Annotated in this window: 18 protein-coding genes; 6 read left to right on the forward strand and 12 right to left on the reverse strand. The window is 69.4% G+C overall.

Going from position 1 to position 17,423, the window contains the following annotated elements; genetic code table 11:
- Positions 1-37 precede the first annotated feature (37 nt).
- Positions 38-208, forward strand: coding sequence for a hypothetical protein (locus tag ACH4TL_RS38700; protein WP_398325317.1), 171 nt, complete (start codon positions 38-40; stop codon positions 206-208).
- Positions 209-237: 29 nt separating this feature from the next.
- Here ACH4TL_RS38700 and ACH4TL_RS38705 read toward each other — a convergent pair whose 3' ends face one another.
- From ACH4TL_RS38705 to ACH4TL_RS38715, 3 genes are all read right to left on the reverse strand, one after another.
- Positions 238-912 carry a UbiX family flavin prenyltransferase gene (locus ACH4TL_RS38705; RefSeq protein WP_398325320.1) on the reverse strand — a complete coding sequence of 225 codons (675 nt, stop codon included), beginning with the start codon at positions 910-912 and terminating at the stop codon, positions 238-240.
- Between the two features lie 62 nt (positions 913-974).
- Positions 975-1,886, reverse strand: a complete 912-nt coding sequence (gene mqnP / locus ACH4TL_RS38710) for a menaquinone biosynthesis prenyltransferase MqnP (protein ID WP_398325486.1) — start codon at positions 1,884-1,886, stop codon at positions 975-977.
- An 11-nt stretch (positions 1,887-1,897) separates the two neighbouring features.
- Positions 1,898-3,349: a menaquinone biosynthesis decarboxylase gene (locus ACH4TL_RS38715; protein WP_398325323.1), complete on the reverse strand. Its 1,452-nt coding sequence runs from the start codon at positions 3,347-3,349 to the stop codon at positions 1,898-1,900.
- An 89-nt stretch (positions 3,350-3,438) separates the two neighbouring features.
- Here ACH4TL_RS38715 and ACH4TL_RS38720 point away from each other — a divergent pair, with 89 nt between their 5' ends.
- Entirely contained in the window at positions 3,439-3,840 is a 402-nt protein-coding gene (locus ACH4TL_RS38720) for a PLD nuclease N-terminal domain-containing protein (protein ID WP_398325326.1), read from the forward strand.
- Positions 3,841-3,892: 52 nt separating this feature from the next.
- Here the strand turns inward: ACH4TL_RS38720 and ccsB are convergent, their stop codons facing one another.
- From ccsB to hemL, 7 genes are all read right to left on the reverse strand, one after another.
- On the reverse strand, positions 3,893-4,990 hold the full coding sequence (gene ccsB, locus ACH4TL_RS38725) for a c-type cytochrome biogenesis protein CcsB (RefSeq protein ID WP_398325329.1): 1,098 nt from the start codon (positions 4,988-4,990) through the stop codon (positions 3,893-3,895).
- Positions 4,987-6,750 (reverse strand): cytochrome c biogenesis protein ResB, encoded by a 1,764-nt coding sequence (locus tag ACH4TL_RS38730; RefSeq protein WP_398325332.1) that lies wholly within the window; start codon positions 6,748-6,750, stop codon positions 4,987-4,989. The genes ccsB and ACH4TL_RS38730 overlap by 4 nt, the downstream gene beginning before the upstream one ends.
- A 3-nt stretch (positions 6,751-6,753) precedes the next feature.
- Positions 6,754-7,515: a cytochrome c biogenesis CcdA family protein gene (locus tag ACH4TL_RS38735; protein WP_398325335.1), complete on the reverse strand. Its 762-nt coding sequence runs from the start codon at positions 7,513-7,515 to the stop codon at positions 6,754-6,756.
- A 6-nt stretch (positions 7,516-7,521) separates the two neighbouring features.
- Entirely contained in the window at positions 7,522-8,139 is a 618-nt protein-coding gene (locus tag ACH4TL_RS38740; RefSeq protein ID WP_398325338.1) for a TlpA family protein disulfide reductase, read from the reverse strand.
- 102 nt (positions 8,140-8,241) lie between these two features.
- The gene (locus tag ACH4TL_RS38745; protein WP_398325490.1) at positions 8,242-9,423 is read right to left on the reverse strand and encodes a hypothetical protein; all 1,182 of its coding nucleotides are present in this window, start codon (positions 9,421-9,423) and stop codon (positions 8,242-8,244) included.
- 163 nt (positions 9,424-9,586) lie between these two features.
- Positions 9,587-10,273: a histidine phosphatase family protein gene (locus ACH4TL_RS38750; protein WP_398325341.1), complete on the reverse strand. Its 687-nt coding sequence runs from the start codon at positions 10,271-10,273 to the stop codon at positions 9,587-9,589.
- Between the two features lie 8 nt (positions 10,274-10,281).
- Positions 10,282-11,598 carry a glutamate-1-semialdehyde 2,1-aminomutase gene (hemL, locus tag ACH4TL_RS38755; protein ID WP_398325344.1) on the reverse strand — a complete coding sequence of 439 codons (1,317 nt, stop codon included), beginning with the start codon at positions 11,596-11,598 and terminating at the stop codon, positions 10,282-10,284.
- A 138-nt stretch (positions 11,599-11,736) separates the two neighbouring features.
- Between hemL and ACH4TL_RS38760 the strand changes: the two genes are divergently transcribed.
- Together ACH4TL_RS38760 and ACH4TL_RS38765 are read left to right on the forward strand one after the other, a co-directional pair.
- Positions 11,737-12,285, forward strand: coding sequence for a hypothetical protein (locus ACH4TL_RS38760; RefSeq protein WP_078510346.1), 549 nt, complete (start codon positions 11,737-11,739; stop codon positions 12,283-12,285).
- Between the two features lie 37 nt (positions 12,286-12,322).
- Positions 12,323-12,655 carry a YnfA family protein gene (locus ACH4TL_RS38765; protein ID WP_398325347.1) on the forward strand — a complete coding sequence of 111 codons (333 nt, stop codon included), beginning with the start codon at positions 12,323-12,325 and terminating at the stop codon, positions 12,653-12,655.
- Here the strand turns inward: ACH4TL_RS38765 and ACH4TL_RS38770 are convergent.
- Positions 12,645-14,051: a hypothetical protein gene (locus ACH4TL_RS38770; protein WP_398325350.1), complete on the reverse strand. Its 1,407-nt coding sequence runs from the start codon at positions 14,049-14,051 to the stop codon at positions 12,645-12,647. The genes ACH4TL_RS38765 and ACH4TL_RS38770 overlap by 11 nt on opposite strands.
- Before the next feature lie 208 nt (positions 14,052-14,259).
- Between ACH4TL_RS38770 and ACH4TL_RS38775 the strand changes: the two genes are divergently transcribed.
- Positions 14,260-15,015 (forward strand): SDR family oxidoreductase, encoded by a 756-nt coding sequence (locus ACH4TL_RS38775; protein WP_398325353.1) that lies wholly within the window; start codon positions 14,260-14,262, stop codon positions 15,013-15,015.
- Between the two features lie 24 nt (positions 15,016-15,039).
- On the opposite strand, the gene ACH4TL_RS38780 is transcribed toward ACH4TL_RS38775, so the two are convergent.
- Positions 15,040-16,233 (reverse strand): RtcB family protein, encoded by a 1,194-nt coding sequence (locus tag ACH4TL_RS38780; RefSeq protein WP_398325356.1) that lies wholly within the window; start codon positions 16,231-16,233, stop codon positions 15,040-15,042.
- Positions 16,234-16,392: 159 nt separating this feature from the next.
- Here ACH4TL_RS38780 and ACH4TL_RS38785 point away from each other — a divergent pair, with 159 nt between their 5' ends.
- Positions 16,393-17,355, forward strand: coding sequence for a DUF3558 domain-containing protein (locus tag ACH4TL_RS38785; protein ID WP_398325359.1), 963 nt, complete (start codon positions 16,393-16,395; stop codon positions 17,353-17,355).
- Positions 17,356-17,423: the final 68 nt, after the last annotated feature.

Raw genomic sequence — 17,423 nt, forward strand, 5'->3', positions numbered from 1 at the left:
GCGTTCGGCCTGTTACCTCAGGAGATGAGAACTCACCGTGTACACGATCGAAGGTCTTGAAGCCCGCATGCTGGAGCTGCGGGAACTGGCCGGCCGCTCGCGTGCCGTGGTCCGCAACACCGACCGTCCGGCCGGATCCCGCACGGCCCGCCGCGCCGCCGTCGTCGCGGCCCGCGCCGCCCGCGCCAGGAAGCGCTGGACGCGCTAGCACCCGGAGCGCCCGGCCCGGGACGTCTCCTAACCGGACCCCGGTCCCCGGTCGCCACCGAGTTCCCCCTCCCACCGGCGGTACAGCTTGTGCGGCACCCCCGCCGCGTCCAGCGCCCGCCCCGCGACGAAGTCCACCAGATCCTGGATGTGCGTCGCCCCCGCGTAGAACGCCGGCGAGGCGGGCAGCACCACGGCGCCCGCCTCGTCCAGGGTCACCAGGTGCCGCAGGGTCTGCCCGTTCAGCGGGGTCTCCCGCACCGCCACCACTAGCGGACGCCGCTCCTTGAGCGTCACGCTCGCGGCCCGCTGGAGCAGATCCTTCGAGAGCCCCAGCGCGACCCCGGCCACACACGCGGTGCTCGCCGGGACGACCAGCATCCCCTTGGTGCCGTAGCTGCCCGAGGACGGCCCGGCGGCCAGGTCCCCGGCCGCCCAGTGACGGACGTCCGCCGAGTCGACGGGTACGTCGAAGGCGTCGGGCGTGCCGTCCGCGCCGCGCGCCAGCCAGCGGCGCAGATCCTCCCGCCAGTGCGCGTCCCGGAAGCCGATCCCCGTCTCGTCCAGCAGCGTCAGCCGCGAGGCGCGGCTGATCACCAGGTCGACCGCCTCCCCCGCGTGCAGCAGCGCGCGCAGCACTGAGGCGGCGTACGGCGTCCCGGACGCGCCGGACACGCCGACCACCCAGGGCCGGCGTCTGCTCACTTCTTCGTGCGGCCTGTTCGGCCCGTGCGGCGGCTCCACACACCGAGCCTATCCGGCGGGTCTCACGGGCCGAGGCCCCGCATCACCAGGTCGAGCAGAGCGCAGCAGAACAGGGCGATTCCGATGAAGCCGTTCACCGTGAAGAAGGCTCGGTTCAGCCGGGACAGATCGTCCGGGCGCACGATCGTGTGCTCGTACGCGAACGCCGCCGCCACGATCACAAGACCCAGCCAGAAGAAGGCCCCGGCGCCGGTGGCCAGCGCGTACCACACCAGCAGCAGTGTGGTGATCACATGGCAGACGCGCGCCCCGTACAGCGACCCCGCGATGCCGAAGCGCGCCGGCACCGACCGCACCCCGTGCGCCCGGTCGGCGGCCACGTCCTGGCAGGCGTAGATCAGGTCGAACCCGCCGATCCAGATGCCGATCGCGAGGCCCAGGATCACCGCGTCCCACGACCACTGGCCGGTGACCCCGATCCAGGCGCCGATCGGGCCCATGGCCTGGGCGAGGCCCAGGATGGCGTGCGGGAAGTCGGTGAACCGCTTGCCGTACGGATAGACCACCATCGGCACGACCGCGACCGGCGCCAGCGCCAGGCACAGGGGGTTGAGCAGCGCGGCGGCGCCCAGGAAGACGACGAGCGCGACCAGCGCCCCGGTCCAGGCGGTGCGTACCGAGACGGCTCCGGTGACCAGCTCGCGGGAGGCGGTCCTGGGGTTCCGCGCGTCGATCTCGCGGTCGATGATCCGGTTGGCGGCCATCGCGAAGGTGCGCAGGCCCACCATCGCGACCGTGATCAGCAGCAGCCGCGTCCAGTGGAGGTGCTGGTCCCACTGGAACATCGCGGTCAGGGCGGCGATGTAGGCGAAGGGCAGGGCGAAGACGGAATGCTCGATCATGACCAGCCGCAGGAAAGCCGGAACACCCCCGCCTCCGCGGGGACCGGTCTCCGCCCTGCCGTCCCCGATAATGGCGTCGCCGCTCACAGCCCGTACTCCTTCCAGCGCCGCGTCACCCGATCGGCCGTCTCCGGATCGGACTCGACCATGTGCGGCCAGCCGCCGTCGCGCGTGTAGCCCTCCTCGGGCCACTTGGCAGTGGCGTCGATGCCCGCCTTGCCGCCCCAGAACTGCTGGTACGAGGCGTGGTCGAGATGGTCGACCGGGCCCTCGACCACGTTCAGATCACGGGCGTAGTCGGTGTTCCCCAACGCGCGCCAGGACACCTCGTGCAGATCGTGTACGTCACAGTCGGCGTCGACCACGACGATCAGCTTGGTCAGCGACATCATGTGGGCACCCCAGATGGCGTGCATGACCTTCTGCGCGTGCTTGGGGTACTTCTTGTCGATCGAGACGATCGCACAGTTGTGGAAGCCGCCGGACTCGGGGAGGTGGTAGTCCACGATGTCCGGGATGATGATCTTGAGGAGCGGGAGGAAGAACCGCTCCGTGGCCCGCCCCAGCGGCCCGTCCTCCGTCGGCGGACGGCCCACCACGATCGACTGGAGCAGTGGGCGGGACCGCATCGTGACGCAGTCGATGGTCAGCGCCGGGAACGGCTCCTGGGGCGTGTAGAAGCCGGTGTGGTCGCCGAACGGGCCCTCCGGCAGCATCTCCCCGGGCTCCAGCCAGCCCTCGATGACGACCTCGGCGGCGGCCGGGACCTGGAGCGGCACCGTCTTGCAGTCGACCATCTCGATCCGGCGGCCCTGCACGAACCCCGCGAACAGGTACTCGTCGATGTCCCCGGGGAGCGGGGCGGTCGACGCGTACGTCACGGCGGGCGGCGCACCGAAGGCGATCGCGACCGGCAGCTTCTCCCCGCGCCTGGCCGCGACTTGGTAGTGGTTGCGGCTGTCCTTGTGGATCTGCCAGTGCATGCCGATGGTGCGGCGGTCATGGCGCTGGAGGCGGTAGAGGCCGAGGTTGCGCACCCCGGTCTCGGGGTGCTTGGTGTGGGTCAGGCCGAGGTTGAAGAACGAGCCGCCGTCCTCGGGCCAGGTGAACAGCGCCGGGAGCGCGTCGAGGTCGACGTCGTCGCCGGTCAGCACCACCTCCTGGACCGGTGCCTCCTTCACCTTCTTCGGCGGTACGTGCGCCACGGAGCCGAGCTTGCCGAACGCCTCGCGCAGCCCGCCGAAGCCCTGCGGCAACTCGGGCTTGACCAAGCCGCCGATCTTCTCGCTGATCTCGTCGTACGAGCGCAGGCCCAGGGCCTTGAGGAGCCGGCGATCCGTGCCGAACACGTTCATGGCAAGCGGCATCGCCGCGCCCTTGACGTTCTCGAAGAGGAGCGCGGGACCGCCCGCCTTGTTGACGCGGTCGACGATCTCGCCGATCTCCAGATACGGATCGACTTCGGCCTTGACGCGCTTGAGGTCGCCTTCCCTGTCGAGCGCCCGCAGAAAGGAACGAAGATCGTCATAAGCCATGCGTCCCAGTATCCGGTACGCACTACCCTGGTCCCGTACCTGGGGCCCGTACGACCGGCCCCGAACACCACACGCAGGGGGATCGCCTCATGCTCCGGGTGCTGATGATCCTGGTGCCGCTGGCACTCAGCATCTACGCGTTCATCGACTGCATCACCACCGAAGAGCAGGACGTCCGCTACATCCCCAAGCCGCTGTGGGCGATCCTCGTCCTGCTGTTCCCGGTGGTGGGATCGATCTCCTGGCTGCTGGTGGGCCGCAAGCGGACCGCGGCGGCCGAGACGCGCCGCGAATGGGTCGCCCCGGACGACAACCCGGAGTTCCTGAAGTCCCTGGGGGACGCGCCGAAGGACCGCGGCGCGGATGCGCCCGAGGTCCGCGACGAGGAGCTGCTGAAGGACTGGGAGGCGGATCTGCGCCGCCGCGAGGAGGAGCTGCGCCGCAAGGGCGGCGAGGGCCCGGACGACACGCCGCCGCCCGCGGCGTCCTGAGACGGCGCGGGCGGCGGGGGGCTGGACGCCGGAGCCGGACTCCGGCGGCGGGTCAGACTCCGGCGTAGGAGTGCTTGCCGGTGATGAAGATGTTGACGCCGTAGTAGTTGAAGAGGAAGCAGGCGAAGGCGATCAGCGCGAGGTAGGCGGCCTTGCGCCCCTTCCAGCCCGCGGTGGCCCGGGCGTGCAGATAGCAGGCGTAGGCGACCCAGGTGATGAAGGACCAGACCTCCTTGGGGTCCCAGCCCCAGTATCGGCCCCACGCGGCCTCGGCCCAGATCGCGCCCGCGATGATCGTGAAGGTCCACAGCGGGAAGATCGTGGCGTTGATGCGGTACGCGAACTTGTCCAGCGACGCCGCCGACGGAACCCGCGCCAGCACGGACTTGACGCCTCGGCTGTACTGCTTGGCCTCCGGGTTCTCCAGCTGCGTCTCGTAGCGGTCGCGGAAGAGGTAGAGCAGCGTGGAAACGGCCCCCATGTAGAAGGCGGCGCCGGAGAGGATCGCGCAGCTCACGTGGATCCACAGCCAGTAGGAGTGGAGAGCGGGAACCAACTGGTCGCTGTCGGTGTACAAGACAGAGACGGCGAGTCCGAGGTCGAGGAGGACCGAGGTGGTCAGGGGCAGACCGATCCAGCGGACGTTCTTCTTGAGCAGGAGCAGTGTGAGGTACGTGCCGACCGCGACCATGCCGAAGGTCGTGGAGAACTCGTACATGTTGCCCCAGGGAGCCCGCTGCACGGACAGCGCGCGCGTGAGGACGGCGCTGGCATGAAGGACGAACGCCAGGACGGTCAGGCCGATCGCGATCCGGCCGTACACATCGCCCTGCTCGGTGCCGCCCGCCGCGCCCGGCCCGTCCGGCACGTCACGGCTGCCGGCCGCGGCCCGGGTGATGACCTTCGGTCGCTCGAGCACGGCCGTGCCGCCGCCCTTCTCGGCCGTCTTCACCGTGACCGACGATCCGCCGTCGGCGGCCGCGGCCCCGTTGGTGATCGCGGCGGCAGTGCGGCCGACAGCGCTACGGCTGCCGAAGACCCACTCGGCGATATGGGCGAGGAAGGCGAGGGTGTAGACCGTGATCGCCGAGTAGATCAGCCAATTGCTGTACTGGGCGAGGCTTTCGTTGACTGCGGCCGCGAGGTTCACGCGCGCGCTCCTTCTGCGGGATCTGCGGGGTCTGCAGGCTCTGCGGTATCTCCGGGTTCCGCCGCGGGAGGCGCGTCCGTCTGCAGCCGGACGGCCAGATCACCCAGCTCCTCGGGGAGCTTGGCGTATTCGCTGCGGCCGAGCCCGGCCATCTCGACGACGGTCACGCCGTCGGTGCCCTTCACCGCCCGGACCCAGACCCGGCGGCGCTGGATGAACAGCGAACCGACCAGGCCCACCAGGGCCCCCACGGCGCCCAGCAGGGCGGTCTGGTCGCCCGGCTTGTGCGAGATCTGGAAGCTGGCCCAGCTCTTGACCCCGTCGAAGGTCAGGGTGCCCTCGCCGTTCGGCAGCTTCATGGTGTTGCCGGGCGCGAGCGCCCGGGCGAACTTGGTCTTCCCGTCGGACTCCCGGTACTGCTTCATCCGCGACTTGTCGAGCTGGTACACGCTCTGCGGGGTACCGCCGTCGATGCCGAGGCTGCCGTGGTAGGCCGTCAGCACCAGCGTCGGATTGTCCAGCGCCGGGAACTGGGAGAACATGCCCTTGCTGCGTTCCCAGGTCGGCAGGAACTGCCCCTGGTACGCGACCTGGTCACGCTTGCCGTTCTTGTCGCGGTAGTCACCGAGCTTGATCACCAGGCTCTCGGTGAGGTTGGCCCCGTCGATCGGCAGCCCGACCACCGGCCCCTGGTGCACCACGTTGCCCTGGCCGTCCCGGATGGTGACGACGGGCGAGTAGCCGTGGTTCAGCAGGAAGACCTTGTAGTTCTGGATCTCCAGCGGCTCGTTCACCTTGATCGAGGTCTTGCGGGCGGGCCCGTCCACCCCGTCCCAGTAGGTGACGTCGGCGCGGAAGGTGCGCGGCGTGCGCATCTGGGGGCCGCTGCGCTCGTAGGTCGCGTGGAAGCGGTCCAGCTGGAAGCTGAAGGGCGCCAGGTCGTCGCTCTGGAACAGCTGCCCCGTCTTGATGTCGTCGTACTGGGTCAGGCTGTTGGAGAAGCCCCCGCCCTCGGTGATCAGGCTGCTGCCCTCGGTCTTCCACAGCTGGCCCGCGGCGAAGGAGACCAGCAGCACGATCAGCGCGGCGTGGAACAGCAGATTGCCGACCTCACGCAGGTAGCCCTTCTCGGCGGCGACCGCGTTCCCCGTGAGCTGGCTGCGGAAGCGCCTCCGCTTCATGATCCGCTGCGCCGCCTCCAGCACCTTCTCCGGCTCGGCGTCGCTGCGCCAGGTGGTGTACGCGGGAAGCCGGGTGAGCCGGCGCGGGGCGGCCGGCGGACGGCCGCGCAGCTGGCCCACGAACTGCCAGGTGCGCGGCACGATGCAGCCGATGAGCGAGATGAACAGCAGGATGTAGATCGCCGAGAACCACACCGAGCTGTAGACGTGGAACAGCTGGAGCTTCTCGTAGATCGGCGTGACCGTCGGGTGCTTGTCCTTGAAGTCCTGGACCTTGAGCTGGTCGATGCTGGTCTGCGGGATCAGCGAGCCCGGGATCGAGCCCAGCGAGAGCAGGAAGAGCAGCAGCAGCGCGACCCGCATCGAGGTCAGCTGCCGCCAGAACCACCTGGCCCAGCCGAGCGGCCCCAGCGAGGGGACGCTGATCTCCTCGGCGGGGGCGGTGGACAGCTGCGACCCCGCGGCGCCCAGCTCGCGCTCCTCGGCGCCGCCAGCGCCGCCCGCGCCGCTGTCGGCCGCCTGCTCGGCCGCCTGTCCAGCCGCCTTCTCGGCCGCGGAGTCGGTATCGGTGGTGGACATGGATCAGATCCCAACGTTGAAGCCCTGAGCCCAGCTCTGCGTGTCGCTCATGATGCTGTCCCAGACACCTGTGAGCAGCAGCACCCCCAGCGCGATGAGCAGACCGCCGCCGGTCCGCATCACCCACACGTAGTGCTGTTTGACCCAAGCGAAGGCGCCCAGCGCGCGCCGGTACGCCACCGCGACGGCGACGAACGGCAGCCCGAGCCCGACGCAGTAGGCGACGGTCAGCAGAGCGCCGCGCCCCGCGCTCCCCTCATTGAACGCCAGCGCCTGGACGGCGGTGAGGGTGGGCCCCAGGCACGGCGTCCAGCCGACGCCGAACAGGGCGCCCAGCACCGGCGCGCCCGCCAGTCCCATCGTGGGTGTGATGTGGAAGCGGAACTCCCGCTGTCCGAAGCCCTTCAGCAGCCCCATGAAGGCCAGGCCCATCAGGATCGTGACGGCCCCGAGGATCTTGGAGAGGGTTTCCTTGTGCTCCTGGAGGGTCCAGCCGAAGTGGCCGAACAGGGCGCCGCCGGAGACGAAGACGGCGGTGAAGCCGAGCACGAAGAGCGAGGCGCCCGCGACCATCCGGCCGCGTCTGGCCTCGGCCAGGTCCGTACCGGTGATCCCGGTGACATACGACATGTAGCCCGGCACCAGGGGCAGCACACAGGGCGAGAAGAAGGAGACCAGTCCGCCGAGGACGGCGATCGGCAGGGCGAGCAGCAGCGCCCCGGTCAGTACGGTCTCGTTCGCACCGGTGGCGGCGAGCGTAGTCACAAGGGGTCACTTCTCCGCGATGAGCGGGTCGAGCATCTTGCGCACGCTCTCCTCGGTGAGCGGAGTGAGCGCACGAGCCGCGATCTTGCCGTTCCGGTCCAGGACGATGGTCGACGGGATGGCCTGCGGGTTGAGGCTTCCCTTGGGGAAGCGCAGCATCAGCTTGCCGATCGGGTCGTACAGGCTCGGGTAGTCGACCTTGAACGCCTTCTCGAACCTGAGCGCGGGGGCTCGGTTGCTGTCCCGGGTGTTGATCCCGATGAACTGGACGCCCTTGGCCTTGGTGTCCTTGGCGACCTTGGCGAGGTTCGGTGCCTCGGCCCGGCAGGGCGCGCACCAGGAGCCCCATACGTTCAGGACGACGATCTTGCCCTTGTAGTCGGCCACGTCGAGCGGCTTGCCCTCGAGGGTCTTGCCGGACAGCTCGGGGGCGTCCTGGCGGTCCCCCTTGGGCACGGTGTCGACGCCGCCCTTGCCCTGGACGAACTTGGTGTCGGCGGAACCGCCCGAGGTGCCGCCGCTACCGCAGGCGGTGAGGGACAGCGCGGCAACCACGGCCCCGGTGGCCAGCACGGTTGCGCGACGGCAGGTCGCGAGGCGCCGAGGGGCGCGGCAGGCACTCATGTGAAAAGTTTCGCATGGCCCATTTGCCGATCTTCGCCACCCCCCTCGCCCCCTCACCTGCCCCCGCGCCGGGGACCCCGCGGTGCCGGAGCCGGGCGGCGGTCAGCTGCCCGCGTGCCACGCCTCGCCCACGCCGAACCCCTGAAGATCGGCGAGCACCTGCGGGTCCTGCGCGTCCAGCCAGTCCGTGAGCTGCTTGAAGGACACCAGCCGCACGTCCTTGTGCTTCTCGTCGGCCATGTGCTTGAGCGCTTCCTCGACGGCGTCCATATAGATGCCACCATTCCACTTCTCGAAGTGGTTGCCGATGAAGAACGGGGCGCGATTGGTCTCGTACGCGCGCTGGAAACCGGCGATGTAAGCGTCGGTGGCCTGCTTGCGCCAGCCCGGGTAATTGGCGGGCGGCGCATTCGTCGAATTCCGCGACTGATTGGCGAGGATGTTGTAATCCATCGACAGCACTTCGAAGGAATGGCCGGGGAAGGGAATCTGCTGGAGCGGATAGTCCCACAGCCCCGACTTCTTCGTCGGCCACACCTGGCGGCCGCCGGGCGAACTGGCGTCATAACGCCAGCCGAGCTTGCGTGCGGTCGGCAGCAGATTCTGCTGTCCGAGCAGACAGGGGGTGCGTCCGCCGATCAGTTCCTCGCGGTAATCGAAGGGCAGCGGATCGACATCCTTGAATCCGGTGTTCGTACGCCACTGCGTCACGAACGACACGGCCTGCTCGACCTCGGACTCCCACTGGTCGGGCGTCCAGTCGGCGACGGTGCCGCGGCCGGAGCAGAAGTGCCCGTTGAAGTGGGTGCCTATCTCATGCCCCTCCAGCCAGGCCAGACGCACGTTCTTCAGCGTCGCCTTGACGTGGTCGTCGCTGAGATAGCCGATGTCGGAGGCGCCCACCGGGTTGTTCGGCGGCTTGTAGAGGGACTTCTTCGACTCCGGCAGACAGTAGAGCCCGGACAGGAAGAACGTCATGGTCGCGCCGTGATCCTCGGCGAGCTTCCGGAAACGCGGGAAGAGGCCGTTTCCGACCTCTCCCGCGCCGTCCCACGAGAAGACCACGAACTGCGGCGGCTTCTGCCCCCGCTCAAGACGCTCCGGCTTGGGCTCCTTCGGCCGGCTCACCCCACGGGAAGTTGAACCGTCACCGATCGGCTTTGCCTGTGCCGTCCTCTTCGGCGCCGCCTTGCCCGACCCCGACGACGAACAGCCGACGGCGGTCAGTGACGCGACCGCCCCCATACCGAGACCGAGGATCCCCCTCCGGCTGACCTCACGCATAGCGTCCTCAATTCGCACTCGCCGTTCCGGTTGTCCGGGCTGCGGACGACCTTTGAGATGGCGAGACGAATAGCGGGGTTCCGGACGGACGCGGTCAATTACAGTTCCGGCACAAAACTCCGGAACGATGACCGAATGCGATGAGACGCCTACGGTGCGCTGATTACGCACCGACCCCCTTGGAGGCCCCCTTCACCCGCTTCGCACCCGCGAGGAGATGGGCGGGGACGAGATCACGGGCCGGTTCGCTGTAGCCGACCGACACGATCTTGTCGCCGCGATAGGTGAAGCTGGTGAGGCTGGCCAGGGTGCACTGCCGCTTGCGCGGGTCGTGCCACAGCCGCCGCCGCTCCACGAAGCTGCGCACGATCCAGATCGGCAGCTGATGGCTGACGCAGACCGCCTCGTGCCCGCGGGCCGCGTCGCGCGCCGCGCCCAGCGCCCCCATCATCCGCACCACCTGATCGATGTACGGCTCGCCCCAGGAGGGACGGAAGGGGTTGGTGAGATGACGCCAGTTGGCGGGCCTGCGCAGCGCGCCGTCGCCCACCCCGAAGGTCTTCCCCTGGAAGGCGTTCGCCGCCTCGATCAGCCGCTCGTCCACGGCCACGTCCAGACCGTGCGCCTTGCCGATCGGCGCGGCCGTCTCCTGGGCCCGCTCCAGCGGGGAGGCGACGACATGGGTGATGTCGCGCTCAGCGAGGTGCTCGGCGACCCGGTCGGCCATGCGGCGCCCCAGCTCGGACAGGTGGTAGCCGGGCAGGCGCCCGTACAGGACGCCCTCCGGGTTCTCCACCTCGCCGTGGCGCATCACATGGACGACGGTGATGTCGTTCTCGCTCTGTGTCATGTCACCCATCATTCAGTCGCCTCGGCGGCGGCCCGCGCCGCCCCCGGCAGAGCCTCCGCCACCCGCTCCAGCGCCCGCTCGTCATGAGCCGTCGAGACGAACCACGACTCGAAGGCCGACGGCGGCAGATAGACGCCCTGGGACAGCATCGAGTGGAAGAAGGGGGTGAAGCGGAACGCCTGCTGCGCCTTCGCCTTGGCGTAGTCCGTGACGTCCTCGTCGGTGAAGAAGACGGAGAACATGTTGCCCGCGGTCTGGAGCCGGTGGGCCACGCCCGCCTTGTCCAGCGCCTCGGTCACCAGCGCCCGCAGCCGCGCGGAGGCCGCGTCGACCTTCTCGTACGCCGCGTCGTCCAGCAGCCGCAGCTGCGCCACACCGGCCGCCGTCGCGATCGGGTTCCCGGACAGGGTGCCCGCCTGGTAGACCGGACCGGCCGGGGCGAGCTGCGCCATCACATCGCTGCGGCCGCCGAAGGCCGCGGCCGGGAAGCCGCCGCCCATGACCTTTCCGAAGGTCATCAGATCGGGTACGACTCCGTCGAGCCCGAACCAGCCGGCCTTGGAGACCCGGAAGCCGGTCATGACCTCGTCGGAGATGTAGAGCGCGCCGTTGTCGGCGCACAGCTGCTTCAGGCCCGCGTTGAACCCCGGCAGCGGCGGCACCACGCCCATGTTGCCCGCCGAGGCCTCGGTGATCACACAGGCGATCTCACCCGGGTGCGCGGCGAACGCCGCCCGCACCGCCTCCAGGTCGTTGTACGGCAGCACGAGGGTCTCCCCCGCCTGCGCGCCCGTCACCCCGGGGGTGTCCGGCAGCCCGAAGGTCGCCACCCCGGACCCGGCCGCGGCCAGCAGGGCGTCCACATGGCCGTGGTAGCAACCGGCGAACTTGATCACCTTGGGGCGGCCGGTGAACCCGCGGGCCAGCCGGATCGCCGACATCGTCGCCTCGGTGCCGGACGACACCAGGCGCACCTGCTCGACGGGGCCGACCCGGGCCACGATCTCCTCGGCGAGTTCGACCTCGCCCTCGCCCGGGGTGCCGAACGACGTACCACGTGCGACGGCGGCCTGCACGGCCGCGATGACCTCGGGGTGCGAATGGCCGAGGATCATCGGTCCCCACGAGCACACGAGGTCGACGTACTCGCGTCCGTCGGCATCGGTGAGGTACGGACCGTCACCGGACACCATAAAGCGGGGCGTACCTCCGACGGCGCGGAAAGCCCGGACCGGAGAGTTCACGCCGCCGGGCGTCACGACGGCCGCACGATCGAAAAGCGTCTGCGAAACTGGGGCTGCGTACGGATAGCTCACGCAAGCCATGTTGTCAGAGGGTGACGGAGTCCTGCCGCCGGGCGTTTCACAACGCCGACGCGGGGGAGGTCTCAGTCATATTGATCAGTTTGATCAGTGGCAAAGATCGGGTTGCGCGGCGGCGGCTGCGAGTGGTCGGGTGGAGATATGCATCGCGGTGGCGAACTGGGTGAAGGGACTGACGATCGAGGCCCCGAGCGTGCCCGCCCCGGACGCCATCGGCGAGAAGACGCGGGCAGGGCAAGCAGGAGCGGGGGCCGCATGGGGGTGACCTACAAGTACTTCGGCGCGCCCGACGGGGCCACCGCTGCCCGGGTCCCCATCTCCATGCGCCCCGAGGAGCTCGGCGGTGACGAGCTGGGTCACGGCATGTTCACCAAGATCAAGCCGGAGACGGTGGCCGCGATGGTCCTCACCGGCATCGAGGGCGTGCCCCTGCACAAGGTGCCCCCGCTCGAACTCGTCGTCCTGCACCCGGACTACGCCGTCGTCAAGCTGCCGATGACCGCCGTCGACCCGCTGCGCGGCGTCGGCGAGGAGGCGGTGGGCGCGGCGGCCTTCATCTGGTCCACGGTCCCGGACCGCGGCGGCCCGCGGGACGCCTTCCTGGTCTACCAACTGCTCCACGAGTGGCAGGACTTCAGCCACCGGCTGCACGAGGCCGGCCACCAGCCGTACTGCCTGGTCTGGCCCTGAGGCCGGTCGGTCCTCAGCATCGTCCTAGCCTTCCCCCATGCTCATCGCACGCTCCGTCGTCCTGTTCGTCCTGGCCGCCCTCCTGGAGATCGGAGGCGCCTGGCTGGTCTGGCAGGGTGTGCGCGAGCACAGGGGATGGGCCTGGATCGGCGCCGGGATCGTCGCTCTCGGCGCCTACGGTTTCGTCGCCACGCTCCAGCCGGACGCGGAGTTCGGCCGCATCCTCGCGGCGTACGGCGGCGTCTTCGTCGCCGGATCGCTCGCCTGGGGCATGGTCGCCGACGGCTACCGGCCCGACCGCTTCGATGTCCTCGGAGCGCTGATCTGCCTGGCCGGAGTAGCCGTGATCATGTACGCGCCTAGAAGGTGAGCGGGTGGCCGTGCTGACCGTGGTCGCCGTTGTCCTGCTGCTGAGTTGAGCTGAGCACGCAGCCGGTGTCCGGGTCGATCAGCACCCGGGTGATGGTGTCGCCGCACTCGACGTCCACGGCCCACACCTGGTGCGGACCCTGCTGCTTGTGCTCGTCCCGCTGGCCGTGCTCGTCCTGCTGCCTGTCGCCGTGGCGCTGCTGGTCCTGGTGCTGACCGTTCTTGCGGTGGTCGCCCTTGTGGTGGTCGTCGTGCCGCTGGTCGTCCTCGGGGCAGTCGTCCACCAGGTCGACGCTGACGGCCTGGCCGCCGGCCTCGCACTCGGCGATCTCCACGGCCTGCTGGAGCGTGACCGGTCCGCTCGCGCTCTGCGCGCCGCTGCCCTGCTGCTGGTTGTTGTGCTGGTTGTTGTTCTGCTGGTGCTGGTTGTTCTGGTGGTCACCGTGGGCGGACGGGGCGCCGTAACGGTCCTGCGGCATGACCTCGGCGGCCTGCGGGGCCGCCTCCGGCTGGACCATGGCGCGCTGCTGGTAGCCATGGCCCTGCGGGGCGCTGTTCTCACGCTGCCAGCGGTTCGGGCGGGCGTTGGGCCGGGCGCCCTGGCCCTGGTTGGCGGCGGCCTGACCGTTGGCCTGCTGCCCTTGGGCGGCCTGGCCGTTGCCCTGCTGCATGTGGCCCGCCTGGCCGTTGCCCTGCTGCATCTGGCCCGCCTGGCCGTTGCCCTGCTGCCCGTTGCCGTGCCAGCCGTTCCCCGACTGCCCGTTCATCTGCTGGCCGTTCATCTGCTGGCCGTTGGCCTGCTGCCCCTGAGCGGCCTGACCGCTGCCCTGCTGCATGTGGCCCGCCTGGCCATTGCCCTGCTGCCCGTTGCCGTGCCAGCCGTTCCCCGACTGCCCGTTCATCTGCTGGCCGTTGTTGTGCTGCTGGTTGTTGTTGCCTTGCTGCTGCTGACTGTTGTTGCCTTGCTGCTGGTGGCTGTTGTTGCCTTGCTGCTGGTGCTGGTTGTTGTTGTGCTGCTGGCCGTTGTTGCCTTGCTGCTGGTGCTGGTTGTTGTTGTGCTGCTGGTGGTTGTTGCCTTGCTGCTGGTGCTGGTTGTTGTTGCCGTTCTGCTGCTGACCGTTGTCGTGCTGGTGGTGGTTGTTGTTGCCTTGCTGCTGGTGGTTGTTGTGCTGGTTGTTGTTGTCGTGCTGACGGCCATCCCCATGGTCGCCGTGCCGCTCGTGGTCCTGGGGGCATGCGGAGGACGACGACTGGTGCGGGCCCGGCGTACCCGCGGCCCACGCGACCGACGGAGCGCCCGCCACCAGCGCCGCGGCCGCGAGGGCACCGGCGGAGGCGACGCCCCAACGGCTGAGGGACCGACGGGACCGGGACACCATTCTGTTCTGATGGGTCATGACCTGAATTCACTCCTTGGGCATGGGAGAGTCCGAGACCGGCGGCACGCCGGACGCAGTGCACCCTTCCCCGGGGTCATGAGCGGATAGCGGTTTCCGATCCCCAGTCCCCCGATCGGCCGTAGATCAGAAGGTCATATCCTGCGTATGGATCACGGTGTGATTTCCGTACCGTGATCGTGTACGCCACGTCGCCACAGGAGGGCCGATGACCACCCGTACCGCAGTCATCACCGGTGCCAGCAGTGGGATCGGGGCGGCGACCGCCCGCAGGCTCGCCGCGGCCGGATTCCGCGTCGTCCTCGCCGCCCGCCGCAAGGAGCGGATCGAGGCGCTGGCCACGGAGCTGACCGAGGCGGGGCACGAGGCCGTGCCGTACGTCCTGGACGTCACCGACCGGGACGCCGTGACCGCCTTCGCCGGTCAGCTCGACCGCTGTGACGTACTGGTCAACAACGCGGGCGGGGCCATCGGAGCCGAGACCGTCGCGGCCTCCGACCCGGCCGACTGGCGCGCGATGTACGAGGTCAACGTGATGGGCGTGCTCCATGTGACGCAGGCCCTGCTGCCCGCCCTCGTCGCCTCCGGCGACGGCACGATCGTGGTGCTGTCCTCCACGGCGGGCCACGTCCAGTACGAGGGCGGCGGCGGTTACGTGGCCGCCAAGCACGGCGCGCACGCGATCGCGGGCACGCTGCGGCTGGAGCTGTGCGGCGAGCCGGTGCGGGTGATCGAGATCGCGCCGGGCATGGTCATGACGGACGAGTTCGCGGTGAACCGGTTCCGCGGGAACGAGGGTCAGGCGGCCGCGGTCTACGAGGGCGTGGCCGAGCCGCTGACCGCAGACGACGTCGCCGACACCGTCGTCTGGACGGTCACCCGGCCCTCCCACGTCAACGTCGACCTGATGGTGCTCCGCCCCCGCGCCCAGGCCGCCCAGCACAAGCTCCACCGGGAGTCGTGAGCGGCCCAGGGCGCGTGACCGGCGTCACCCCTTGACGCAGACGACCTGCTTGAGCCGGGCCACCACCTCGACGAGGTCCCGCTGCTGGTCGATGACCTTCTCGATGGGCTTGTAGGCCCCCGGGATCTCGTCCACGACGCCGGAGTCCTTACGGCACTCCACGCCCTGGGTCTGCTCCTCCAGGTCCCGCGTCGAGAAACGCTTCTTCGCCGCGTTCCGGCTCATCTTCCGACCGGCGCCGTGCGAGGCCGAGTTGAAGGACGCCTCGTTCCCCAGGCCCCGGACGATGTACGAACCAGTGCCCATCGAACCGGGGATGATCCCGTAGTCCCCGCTGCCCGCGCGGATGGCGCCCTTGCGGGTCACCAGCAGGTCAATGCCCTCGTACCGCTCCTCGGCCACGTAGTTGTGGTGGCAGGAGATGACCGGCTCGAAGACCGGGCGGGCCTTCGCGAACTCCTTGCGCACGACGTCCTGGAAGAGCGACATCATGATCGCGCGGTTGTACTTGGCGTACTCCTGCGCCCAGAACAGATCGTGCCGGTAGGCGGCCATCTGCGGGGTGTCCGCGATGAAGACGGCCAGGTCGCGGTCGATCAGATCCTGGTTGTGCGGCAGTCCGCGGGCCTGTCCGATGTGGTACTCGGCCAGCTCCTTGCCGATGTTCCGGGAACCGGAGTGGAGCATCAGCCAGACCGAACCCTCATCGTCGAGACAGAACTCGATGAAGTGGTTGCCCGATCCGAGCGACCCCATCTGCTTCGTGGCCCGCTCCTGGCGGAACTTGACCGCCTCGGCCACTCCCCCGAACCGCCCCCAGAAGTCGTCCCATCCGGCCGTCCCGAATCCGTGCAGCCGCCCCGGGTCGACCGGGTCGTCGTGCATCCCCCGGCCCACCGGAATCGCCTGCTCGATCTTGGACCGCAGCCGCGACAGATCGCCTGGAAGATCGTCCGCGGTGAGCGACGACTTGACCGCCGACATCCCGCAGCCGATGTCCACGCCGACCGCCGCCGGGCACACGGCCCCGTGCATCGCGATCACCGAGCCGACGGTGGCGCCCTTTCCGTAGTGCACGTCCGGCATCACGGCCAGGCCCTTGATCCACGGCAGCGTGGCCACGTTCCGCAGCTGCTGCATGGCGCCGCCCTCGACCGTCGCGGGGTCCGCCCACATCCGGATCGGGACCTTCGCCCCGGACACCTCGACAAACGACATGTTTTACTCATCCCCCGTGAAAGTCGAATAACGCAAAAAACGGGTCCATGACCCATTCACGACGACCGACCGGCAGACGCGACGGCCCGTGAGGTACACATTGTCTTCAGCCATCGCCCAGGGACGGCAAGCAGTTTTCGCTCGAAGGGACACGGAATAGTGCAGCCAGCGCAGCGAACGGCCCGTGGACGGCGCGCCTCCACGGCCGCCGCCCTGCTCATCGCCGTGCTCGCCGCCGCGGGACTCAGCGGATGCACCAGCTCCGACGCGAAGCCCGGAGCCGACGACAGCGCCTCCGGCGACTCCGGTTCGACCGTCTCGGCCGAGCCGGGCCGCTATCGCACCCTTCCCGAGGCATGCGGCGCCGTGAGCCCCAAGACCCTGCGCCGACTGCTGCCCGGTGCCGCCCAGGACGACAAGGCGTACGAGGGCCAGGCGACCGTGACGTACGACATAGACCGGCGCGACGGCTGCCGCTGGAAGCTCGCGACGCCGAGCGGCACCCGCTATCTGACGCTCGACTTCGAGCGCGTCGTCTCGTACGACCCGTCCGTGAGCGACGACGACCGGGCGCTGGAGCTGTACGAGAAGAAGGCGGCCGCCGCGGGCATTCCGGACACCCCGCCCTCGCCCTCCGCCGGCGCCTCGGACGAGGACGAGTCGGCCGGGAGCGACGCGTCCGCCTCCTCGTCGCCCGACTCGGAGGCCGGCGCGTCCAGCGGATCGAGCGCGTCCAGCGGCAAGGGCGGCGCGAGCCCGGACAGCAGCGGCGGCACCGGAAGTGAGAAGGGCAACACCAGCGGGAAGGGCGGCACGGGCACCCCGGGCGCGGGCGACGATGAAAGCACCGCAAGCGAGGGGGACGCGTCGGAGAACCCGGACGCCACCGCCCCGCGTCGCCTCGACGACCTCGCCGACGACGCGTTCCTCGACGACCAGCTGATCACCAAGGACTCCGGAATCCACCGCGACATCACGGTCGTTTTCCGGTCCTCGAATGTGATTGCCACCATTGAGTACGACCAGTGGTCGACCAACAAAAAGGACATTCCCGAAAGCGAAGAACTCCAGCAGAACGCCCAGGACTTGGCCCAGGAGCTGACCGGGCGTCTCACCGAATAGCGAGCCGGGCCGCCCCCGGGCGGGAGACCTCGGGGATTGGGCCGCCCGCGATCGGCCGCGTACCGTGC

It is taken from the genome of Streptomyces sp. NPDC021115 (genome assembly GCF_044333065.1).
Taxonomy (GTDB): Bacteria; Actinomycetota; Actinomycetes; order Streptomycetales; family Streptomycetaceae; genus Streptomyces.

Coding starts and splice junctions, on each gene's coding strand:
- ACH4TL_RS38715 (WP_398325323.1), bottom strand. CDS start 3,349: ATGGCTTATGACGATCTTCGTTCCTTTCTGCGGGCGCTCGACAGGGAA.
- ACH4TL_RS38720 (WP_398325326.1), top strand. CDS start 3,439: ATGCTCCGGGTGCTGATGATCCTGGTGCCGCTGGCACTCAGCATCTAC.
- ACH4TL_RS38730 (WP_398325332.1), bottom strand. CDS start 6,750: ATGTCCACCACCGATACCGACTCCGCGGCCGAGAAGGCGGCTGGACAG.
- ACH4TL_RS38740 (WP_398325338.1), bottom strand. CDS start 8,139: ATGAGTGCCTGCCGCGCCCCTCGGCGCCTCGCGACCTGCCGTCGCGCA.
- ACH4TL_RS38745 (WP_398325490.1), bottom strand. CDS start 9,423: ATGCGTGAGGTCAGCCGGAGGGGGATCCTCGGTCTCGGTATGGGGGCG.
- ACH4TL_RS38750 (WP_398325341.1), bottom strand. CDS start 10,273: ATGACACAGAGCGAGAACGACATCACCGTCGTCCATGTGATGCGCCAC.
- hemL (WP_398325344.1), bottom strand. CDS start 11,598: ATGGCTTGCGTGAGCTATCCGTACGCAGCCCCAGTTTCGCAGACGCTT.
- ACH4TL_RS38760 (WP_078510346.1), top strand. CDS start 11,737: ATGCATCGCGGTGGCGAACTGGGTGAAGGGACTGACGATCGAGGCCCC.
- ACH4TL_RS38765 (WP_398325347.1), top strand. CDS start 12,323: ATGCTCATCGCACGCTCCGTCGTCCTGTTCGTCCTGGCCGCCCTCCTG.
- ACH4TL_RS38770 (WP_398325350.1), bottom strand. CDS start 14,051: ATGACCCATCAGAACAGAATGGTGTCCCGGTCCCGTCGGTCCCTCAGC.
- ACH4TL_RS38775 (WP_398325353.1), top strand. CDS start 14,260: ATGACCACCCGTACCGCAGTCATCACCGGTGCCAGCAGTGGGATCGGG.
- ACH4TL_RS38780 (WP_398325356.1), bottom strand. CDS start 16,233: ATGTCGTTTGTCGAGGTGTCCGGGGCGAAGGTCCCGATCCGGATGTGG.